Source organism: Streptomyces sp. SID3343, assembly GCF_009865215.1.
GTDB lineage: Bacteria > Actinomycetota > Actinomycetes > Streptomycetales > Streptomycetaceae > Embleya.
This window is the reverse complement of the sequence record NZ_WWJX01000788.1, coordinates 1-8,915: the sequence shown is the minus strand read 5'-3', so window position 1 is coordinate 8,915 and position 8,915 is coordinate 1. Positions and strand designations below refer to the sequence as shown.

The window sequence follows — 8,915 nt, the reverse complement described above, 5'->3', positions numbered from 1 at the left end:
GAGGTCGCCGGTGCCCTGGGCCTGCCGGTCCGGCGCGCCGACCCGGGCGACGCGGCCGAGCGCCGACACCTCGAACGGCTCGCGCCCGACGCCCTGATCAGCGCGTACTGGCACCGCCCGCCGACCGACGACGTCATCGCGCTCGCGCCGATCGCGGTCAACCTGCACGCCAGCCTGTTGCCCCGCTACCGAGGCCACGCGTCGGTCAACTGGCAGATCCTGCACGGCGAACGCGAAGGCGGCATCAGCCTGCACCACATGGTCGCCGAGGCCGACGCGGGCGACCTGATCGACCAGGAAGCGGTGGCGATCGGCGACGACGACACGCCGCTCGACGTGTACCGCAGGCTGGTCCCGGCCGCCGCTCGGGTGCTGCGCCGCACCACCGTGCCGCTGCTCGCGCGGACGGCCGCGAGTTGGCCACAACTCGCCTCCAAGGCAACGGTGTTCGGGCCCCGACGGGGCGCCGACGGCTTGATCGACTTTCACTACGCGGCGACGGACGTGCACAACCTGATCCGGGCGAGCACGGCACCCGAACCGGGCGCCTTCACCCACGTGAGCGGACGCCCACTGATCGTCTGGCGCGCACAGCGCGACCCCGCCCTGCATGCCTGGCCCGATCCAGCCGGCTGCGTCCACGCCGCGCCGGACGGCGTGTACGTGGTCTGCGGCGACCGCCGCCGCGTGCGGCTGACCGAGGTCGAACTCGACGGACGCCGCGGCGACCCGCGCGAGTTTCGACAGGCACTCGGGCACGGCACGATCCTGGGCCCCGGCGCGAGCGGTGCCCCGGCCCCGGCCGACGGTCCGCCTCGGCGCTGACCGACGGCCGCTATCCCCGGCCGATGACGTCGACCGCCTCGGTCCGATCCCGGATCGGCGTATCGAGCGAACCCACCACGCGGTAGTGCGTGGTCAGCCGACCGGCGTCCCACACGTTGAAGGTCAACATCGGTGGCAACAGCGGGTCGACGTGGCCCTCGTCGTCGCCGCGCTCCCACGGCAGGCTCAGCGTGGAGACGATGCCGGGCGCGAGCAGCAGTGGCCTGCCGGCGAACGTGGTGGCCGCAGGCGTGTGCACGTGTCCGCAGAGGAGGGCCGCGATGTTCGGGTGACGCGCCACCAGGTCGGCGAGGTCGGCCTCACCGAATTGGCGGATGGCGTCGAGGAAGGGGATCCGCAGCTCCACCGGCGGGTGATGAAAGGCGACGAACACCGGTAGGGAAGGCGGGGATTCGTCGAGGACGCCGGACAGCCACGCGAGTGTCTCGGGGGCGAGCAGGCCGTCGTGGCGGCCGGGAATCGACGAGTCGCACATCGCGTACAGCGCCGAAGCGGTGCGCAGTACCCGGTTGATCGGACCGCCGTCGCCGGCCGGTTCGCCGAGCAGGTTTTCCCGGAAGGGGCCGCGCACGTCGTGATTGCCGGGGCCGATCAGGACCGGGTGCCGGGACGCGAGGAGGGCGCGGGCGGTGTCGTACTCCGCCGGTGTGCCGTTGTCGGCGATGTCCCCTGTGACCAGGACGGCGTCCAGGTCCCACGGGAGCGCGTCGAGGTGGTCCATGGCCGCCCGGGTGCGCGCGGCGCTGCGCTCGCCGCCGTCGAGGTGGGTGTCGCTGAGGTGTGCGAACACGAACATGCGTGGGTCCTTGTTTCGGGGGAGCCGGCCGTGTCTTTGTAGTCGGCTGCCGTGAAGTGGGGGCTACGTCGGGCACCGGGGCGCCGTGAAGATTCGGTGAAGTGTGGGGGCCGGGGGATCGGCGGCACCGCGCGATCGGAGCAGTGATCGAACCGTGGTCGAAGCGGTGCTCGAAGCTGTGATCAAAGCTGTGATCGAGCCGTGGTCGAAGCCGTGATCGAAGCTATGGGGTCGACCGGACCACCGGTAAGATCCAGTCGAGTGACAAAGGATTGGTCCAGTGCCGAGTTCGCCGCCGAGTCCGCCGCCACGTCCGCAGCCCCCGCGCCGTCGGTCGGTGCGACGCTCGACCTGCACGTCGACATCGACACCGTCGACGGCCGCCGGCTGGGCCTCGAACGCGCGCTGCGCGACGCGATCCGGACCGGCCGGCTCGCACCGGGCGCGGTGCTGCCCTCGACCCGCGGGCTCGCCGGTGAACTGGGCTTCGCGCGCGGTACCGTCACCGCGGCCTACGAACAGCTCGTCGCCGAGGGATACCTGACCGCCCGTCAGGGCGCCGCGACCAGGGTCGCCGAGGGGCGACGGCAGGCCGTACCGCAGGACGCGCGGGCGCTGCCCGACCCCGCCCCCACGCGCTTCGACCTGAGCCCTGGGCTGCCCGACGGGTCGGCGTTCCCGACCGGTGCGTGGCTGCGTTCGACGCGGCGCGTGCTGACCGGGGCGCCTGCCGGCGTCCACGGCCCGGGCGAACCGCAGGGCCGGATCGAGCTGCGCACCGCGCTGGCGGGATACCTCGGCCGCACCCGCGGGGTGGTGTGTACGCCCGACCGGATCGTGATCACGACCGGATTCCACCAGTCCCTCGCGCTGCTCGCCGAAGTGCTCGGCGCATCGGGCGTGCGCGCGGTCGGGATGGAGGACCCCGGCCACAACCACTACCGCGACGTGGTTCGGCGCAGCGGTCGCGCCGTCGTACCGCTGCCCGTGGACGGCGCGGGTGCGCGCTTCGCCCGCCTGGCCGATCCGGCGATCGGCGCGGTGGTCGTGACGCCCGCGCACCAGTACCCGACGGGTGTACCGCTGGACCCGCGCCGGCGGCGGGAGCTGTGCCGATGGGCCGGGCGCACCGGCGGCCTGATCGTCGAGGACGACTACGACGGCGAGTTCCGCTACGACCGCCAACCCGTGGGCGCGATGCAGGGCATGGCGCCGGAACACGTCGCGTACTGCGGGTCGGTGTCCAAGACCCTCGGCCAAGGGGTGCGGCTGGCCTGGATCGTGCTGCCTCGGCACCTGGTCGGGGCGGTGGTCGAGGCCAAGCATCGGGCCGACTTCGCGACCCAGACCATCGGGCAGCTCGTGCTCGCGGATCTGATCGAACGGCACGACTACGACCGGCATGTGCGCGCGGCGCGGCTGAGCTGTCGTCGGCGGCGCGAGTTCCTGATCGACCGGCTCGCCGCGGCCGGACCGGTGCGTGGTCGAGGGACCGTACAGGGCGTGGCCGCCGGGCTGCACGCACTGCTGACCTGGCCCGACGACGGCCCGGCCGAGCGCGACGTGCTGGCCGCGTGCGCCGAGCGGGGGATCACGATGCGCGGGATGGGCGAGTTGTGGCACAGCCCGGTGAGCGGATCGGGGGCCGGGCGCCGGCAGGGCCTGCTGATCGGCTTCGCCGCACCGCCTGCACACGCGTGGTCGGCGGCGGTGGACGCGCTCGTGACGGCGCTGGGCGTGGTGTGAGGGGCGAGGTGCGGGGGCGGGCTGTGAGGGGTGACGTCAAGGCGTGGCGGGAGGGCGTCTCGTAACGGGCGCGAAGGAGGAGGCGCGGGCGTCGGCGGCAGCCCGGGCCGCTCGAACTCGACCCGATCTCGGTCGAGGGGTCCGGGTCGGCATGGAACCGGAATCCGGGGTGAGACTCGTGAGTGACGGAAGTACCGGTCGATTTCGGGTCGAATTCGATCCCGGCCATCCGCATCCGCCGAGGCAACGGACGAACCGGGCGGCCGGCCGCAGGAAGTAGACCCGGGCACCGCCTGACGAACCGTTCCGTCGATGAGCGGACGCATCCGACGAAAGACGACACGAGCAGATGAAAAGAGGGCGAGGCCATGACCGTGATCTGCGCGACCGCGAAGTTCGCACTGACTCGCGAACCCGGAGCCGTGTCGTTTCTGCGTCGGTCGCTGCGGTGGTTCGTCGCGGCGCTCGGGCTCACGGCGGAACCCATGGCCGAGGACATGCTCCTGTGCGCCTCGGAACTGACCACCAACTCGGTGTTGCACGCCGAGGGCACGAAGATCATCGTCGAAGCGTCCTGGACCGCACGCGGCACACTGCGCCTGGAGGTCTCCGACACCGACCGCACGACACCGGTGCCCACGGAACGCCCGGCCGGGGATTGCACGGTGGGTGGTCGGGGACTGCCGATCCTGGCGGCGACGGGAGACTGGGGTACATGGGTGTATCACTGGGGCAAGACGGTCTGGTGGGAAGCCCGGCGCCCATCCGTTCCGATCGTGGTCGGCTGAACGCCGGCTCTCCGGCCCGCGCCCGCCGGCGCCTGCCTGTCCGGCGGCCTCGGTGCGAGTTCGTTCGAGCGCAATAGCATCCAAGCCACACCGCAGTGCGTGACGGATTGTATTGTCGTCATCACGCACCGGTCGGACGAAGGGCTCGAATCATGTCGGACGCAGAAGACGGCTTTCCCGGCCCGGGCTCGTCGACCTGGGAACTGCTGGGCCAATGGCGGCTTTTGACCACGATCGGACGCGCGATCGTCCTGGAGACCGCGCATCCCGTGGTCAGCGCCGGCGTCACCGAGTTCTCGACCTACCGGCGGCACCCGTGGCGGCGGGTCGAGCAGACCCTGTTGAGCCTGCAGCGGCTCGTCTACCAGGACCCCCTCGACCGCGAGCGCGAAGCGGCCCGGCTGCACCGGTTGCACAGCCACATCAACGGCGTCGCCTCCGACGGCCGCCCCTACGACGCGCTCGACCCCGACGCGCAGGCGTGGGTCCACCTCACCGTCTTCGATGCGATGGTGGTGATGTGCGAGTTCGGCGGCGACCCGATGGACGACGAGCGGCAGGCCGAGTTGTACGCGCAATGGCTGGTCGTGGGCGAACAGTTGGGCGTCCCCGGGTCGGCGATGCCGAGCACACTCGACGCGTTTCGCACCTACTTCGACGAGACCGTGCGGGAAAAACTCGTGCTGAGCGAGGGCGTCGGGCAGTTCCTTGAGGCGTTCGACAAGCTTCCGCCGCCCGCGCAGCTCTCCTTCGTCCCCGACACGGTGTGGGAAGCGCTGTGTTCGCTGCTCGGGGCCGGCGCGCGGACCGTTCTGCTCGCGACGCTCCCGCCGGCGTACCGGGAGAAGATGGGCGAGCGCGGCACGTTGCCGTTCGGCGCCGAGGCGGCCGTGTCGCTCGCGTGCCGGACGGCGTCGGTGGTGGCGAGCGTACTGCCCACGAAGTGGGCGTACATGCCGCTGGCCGCGACGTTCATCACGGCCAAGCGCGAGGCCGAGCACAGCCTGCGCCGCGCCGGCCTGGGGGGCGGTACGGCCGACGCCGCGCCGGACGTGGCCGAGGCTTTCGCGCGGGTGCTCGACCAGACCGGCGACGGCGTCCTGTCCTGGCCCGATCTGGCCGCCACCGCGCGGGTGTTCAGCAGCAATCTCGACTTGGGCGAGGTCGAGGAAGAAGCGCTGTACGCGGCCTTCCACGCGTGGTGGCTCGAACTGCGCGCGGCGGCGGACACCAACCACGACGGTGTTCTCGACGTCGACGAATACCGGGCGTTCGCGCTGACCGCGTGCGGCCCCGCGTTCGACGCCGTCACCGCCGCGATCGCCGCGGCGGTGGACCGCGACGGCGACGGGCGCATCGACCACGCCGACTACGCGAGCCTGCTCGACGGAGGCACCACCGCGATTCGCCGACTCCAGTGGCTGCACGAGATGGACGCGGACGGCGACGGCATGGTCTCGGTCGACGAGTTCGCCGGCGCGCTGCGCTCCTCCATCCTGGGGCGCACCCGCTCCGAAACCCTCGAACACGTCATGGGCCGGGCCTGACGCGGGCCGCCGTTCGACGGCGGCGGTCTTGGGCGGAAGTCGGTGGGAGCGTGCCGCGCGGGAGCGGCCGGTCCCGGCCCGGGATCGGGGCCGGCCCAACCGTGCCCGGGGCTCGTTCCCGCCGCGGTCGATTCGGTCGGGCGGCCGTCAGATGTGTTCCATCACCATGACCGCGCTCGTGTCCGGTTCGAGGGCCTCGAAGATGTGCGGGGTGTCACCCGGATAGGTGACGTAGTCGCCCGGGGTCAGTTCGATCGGGGCCTCGGTCGGGCCGACTCTGGCGCGACCCGTGCTCAGCACCAAGTGCTCGACGGTGCCCGGCATGTGCGGGACGGAGACACGTGGCTCGCCGGGCTGGGCCACCAGGCGGTACACGTCGCGCCGAGCGTGCGGCGGGCACGACGCGAGCAGCGTGGCGGAGTAGTCGGCGTGCTCGGAGTGGGTGACCGGCCCCTCACCGGCGCGGATCACCTGCACGTTGGCCCGGGGCGGGTCGACGAGGCGGCTGAACGGCACACCGAGCGCGACGCCGAGGGCCCACAGGGTCTCCACGCTCGGGTTGCCGACGCCCGATTCGAGCTGCGACAGCGTGGACTTGGCGATGCCGGCGCGCTTGGCCAGTTCGGTGAGCGAGATGCCGCTTCGGGCGCGCTCGCGGCGCAGTGATGCCGCGATGACGGCGATGGGGTCGACGCGACCGGGGTCGGCGTGGGCGGGGGCTTGGGGCGGGGCGGCGTGGGTGGCGGCGTCGGTCGGGGGGATGGGGCCGCCCGGGAGGACAGGGCCGCTCGGGGTGCCGGCGTTGCCCGGGCTGTTCCGGTTGCTTGGGTTGCTCGGATTGCGGTGATCGCCGGGGTCGGGCGGTCGCACCATGTGTTCGCTCCAGGCGTCGGTTTGTTCGGCTTGACGAACGCGGGATGCCGGGTTCACTCTATCGGACATGCGTTCGCTATACCGAACCGTCGATCGCGGCACGCTACGCGACATTGCCCTCGTCTGCGTGGCGGACGCGATAGTCGGGGCCTCGTTCGGGGCCATCGCCGTCGCCGGCGGCCTCGCACCGTGGGTGCCCATCGTCATGTCCGTCATCGTCTTCGCCGGGGGCTCCCAGTTTGCCGCCGTGGGCGTCGTGCTCGCCGGCGGCAGCCCGATCGCGGCCGTCGCGGCGGCCCTCGTGCTCAACGCGCGCCTGGTGCCGTTCGGGTTCGCCGTGGCCGACGCGCTCGGCGACCGGTGGTGGACCAGGTTGCTCGGCGCGCACCTGACCACGGACGAGACGGTGGCCTTCGTGATGGTCCGGCGTGACCCCCGACAGCGCCGTGCGGTGCTCTGGGTTTGCGGTCTGGGTCTGTTCGCGGCCTGGAATCTGGCCGTCGTGGTCGGCGCGTTCGCCGGGCAGGGCCTCGGCGACCCTGACGCGCTGGGCCTGGACGCGGCGTTCCCCGTCGTGCTGCTGGCGCTGGTCCTGCCCGCGCTCGCGGACCCCGCGACACGCACGGCCGCGCTCGTGGGCGCGGTGGTCGCGGTCGCGGCAACGCCGTTCCTGCCCGCCGGACTGCCGGTGCTGCTCGCTTTGGTGGGACTGCTGCCCACGGTGCGGTCGATGCGGACCCGCGACCGGGGGGAGGACATCGGTGACGAGCCGGAGCCGGAGCCGGGATCGAGGCCGGGGCCGGGGCCGGACTCGCGGTCGGGGCCGGGCTCGGGGTCGAACTCGGGCTCGGGGTCGCCGTCGGGCCCGGCATCGGGAGCCGAGCCGGGTTCCGCAGCGGATCGGGAGACATCGTGATGCCTCTGCTCGCCATCGTGGTGCTCGCCGTGGGTACCTTCGCGTTTCGTTTCGTCGGCCCGTTGTCGCACGGTCGGGTACGGATGCCCGAGCGGGTGCAGCGCCTCCTGGCAGTTGCCGCGGCCGTACTGCTCGTCGCGCTGATCGCCAACGCCGCGCTGACCCGGGACCACGGTTTCGCGGGCTGGGCCCGACCGGCGGGTGTGCTCGTCGGCGGGGTGTTGGCGGTGCGTCGCGCGCCGTTCCCGGTCGTCGTCCTGGCGGCGGTCGCGACCACGGCCCTGCTTCGGCTCTGGGGCGTCGGGTGAGCCCCGTCGCGCGCTTGTCGATGTCGCGCGCGGCGCGTCCGGGGGCCTGATCGGCCCGACCAACTGACGCTCTGTCAGGGCATGGAACAACCCGTGTCCGACTGCTAGCCTCGCCGTGAGGCCCATAAGCAGCTTTATCAACAAAGCGCCTCTTAGGTCCTGTTGATCGTCGGTACCCCCGGATGGATCTCGCACGACGAGCGACAGCGCCGCCGCGTCACCGTCACCTGCGGGTCGCCCCGGCGCCCCGCGACGTCGGTCGCCGTCGACGCACGTCGCAACCCTTGGCCCCTGCCGCACGAGGTCGGGCTCCATCCGGCCGGAGCCCCACCGCCACCAGGCCGCAGCGCCCGGCTCGAACGATCGGCGCGCCCCGAACCCACCGAGTCCGGTGCCGGTGCACCCGACCCGACCTCAGGGAGGCGGCTGCGATGAGCCTGCCCGACGAACCCCGACCCACCCTCTCGGACCACGACGTCCGGGTACTGCTCGAAGCCGGCTGCGCCGACTGCGCGACCGGCGAGGACCCGTCCGTCGAACCCGTCGTCGATCACGCCTGGCGCCGGTTCGGCGACGCGCTGAGCGCTTTGACGTGCGATCCCTACGGGCACGGTCTCGCGTCGGAGTCGGCCGCGAATCCGTTGCCACCGACGGAGTCCGCCGCCGTCGCGGCGATCGCGCGCCGGGTAGGGGCCCGTGACCTGCGGGTACGCGCGGTGCGCTACCGCGAGGCGGTCACCCGGGCCGTCCCGATCCGGGTGTCGAGCACGTGGACGGCCCGGGTGACCGCCTCGCGGTAGCGCACCGCGCGTACCCGCAGGTCACGGGCCCCTACCCGGCGCGCGATCGCCGCGACGGCGGCGGACTCCGTCGGTGGCAACGGATTCGCGGCCGACTCCGACGCGAGACCGTGCCCGTAGGGATCGCACGTCAAAGCGCTCAGCGCGTCGCCGAACCGGCGCCAGGCGTGATCGACGACGGGTTCGACGGACGGGTCCTCGCCGGTCGCGCAGTCGGCGCAGCCGGCTTCGAGCAGTACCCGGACGTCGTGGTCCGAGAGGGTGGGTCGGGGTTCGTCGGGCAGGCTCATCGCAG

General features: G+C 72.5%; 10 protein-coding genes. 7 read left to right on the top strand and 3 right to left on the bottom strand.

Translation table 11 applies throughout. From position 1 onward, the window contains the following. Positions 1 to 825 (top strand): formyltransferase family protein (locus GT354_RS24680; RefSeq protein WP_202512255.1); only part of this gene is annotated, 825 nt, incomplete at its 5' end. 10 nt (positions 826 to 835) lie between these two features. Here the strand turns inward: GT354_RS24680 and GT354_RS24675 are convergent. Next, positions 836 to 1,642 carry a metallophosphoesterase gene (locus GT354_RS24675; RefSeq protein WP_161358568.1) on the bottom strand — a complete coding sequence of 269 codons (807 nt, stop codon included), beginning with the start codon at positions 1,640 to 1,642 and terminating at the stop codon, positions 836 to 838. A 351-nt stretch (positions 1,643 to 1,993) separates the two neighbouring features. Here GT354_RS24675 and GT354_RS24670 point away from each other — a divergent pair, with 351 nt between their 5' ends. The 3 genes from GT354_RS24670 to GT354_RS24660 all read left to right on the top strand — a co-directional run bounded on the left by GT354_RS24670 (position 1,994) and on the right by GT354_RS24660 (position 5,723). Then, a complete protein-coding gene (locus GT354_RS24670; RefSeq protein WP_237535414.1) occupies positions 1,994 to 3,388 on the top strand; it encodes a PLP-dependent aminotransferase family protein in 1,395 nt (464 codons plus the stop codon). Between the two features lie 368 nt (positions 3,389 to 3,756). Beyond that, complete coding sequence (locus tag GT354_RS24665; RefSeq protein WP_161358567.1) at positions 3,757 to 4,176, top strand: ATP-binding protein; 420 nt, start codon at positions 3,757 to 3,759, stop codon at positions 4,174 to 4,176. Between the two features lie 152 nt (positions 4,177 to 4,328). Beyond that, on the top strand, positions 4,329 to 5,723 hold the full coding sequence (locus tag GT354_RS24660) for an oxygenase MpaB family protein (protein ID WP_161358566.1): 1,395 nt from the start codon (positions 4,329 to 4,331) through the stop codon (positions 5,721 to 5,723). A 147-nt stretch (positions 5,724 to 5,870) separates the two neighbouring features. Here the strand turns inward: GT354_RS24660 and GT354_RS24655 are convergent, their stop codons facing one another. Further along, positions 5,871 to 6,407 carry an XRE family transcriptional regulator gene (locus GT354_RS24655; protein WP_346012155.1) on the bottom strand — a complete coding sequence of 179 codons (537 nt, stop codon included), beginning with the start codon at positions 6,405 to 6,407 and terminating at the stop codon, positions 5,871 to 5,873. Between the two features lie 256 nt (positions 6,408 to 6,663). Between GT354_RS24655 and GT354_RS24650 the strand changes: the two genes are divergently transcribed. The 3 genes from GT354_RS24650 (at position 6,664) to GT354_RS24640 (ending at position 8,620) form a co-directional block, all read left to right on the top strand. After that, entirely contained in the window at positions 6,664 to 7,512 is an 849-nt protein-coding gene (locus GT354_RS24650; protein WP_161358564.1) for an AzlC family ABC transporter permease, read from the top strand. Further along, entirely contained in the window at positions 7,512 to 7,820 is a 309-nt protein-coding gene (locus GT354_RS24645; protein WP_161358563.1) for an AzlD domain-containing protein, read from the top strand. The genes GT354_RS24650 and GT354_RS24645 overlap by 1 nt, the downstream gene beginning before the upstream one ends. Before the next feature lie 431 nt (positions 7,821 to 8,251). Beyond that, positions 8,252 to 8,620: a hypothetical protein gene (locus tag GT354_RS24640; RefSeq protein ID WP_161358562.1), complete on the top strand. Its 369-nt coding sequence runs from the start codon at positions 8,252 to 8,254 to the stop codon at positions 8,618 to 8,620. Here GT354_RS24640 and GT354_RS24635 read toward each other — a convergent pair. Next, positions 8,542 to 8,915: hypothetical protein (locus GT354_RS24635; RefSeq protein ID WP_161358561.1), on the bottom strand; the 374-nt coding region annotated here is incomplete at its 5' end. The two genes, GT354_RS24640 and GT354_RS24635, sit on opposite strands and share 79 nt — an antisense overlap.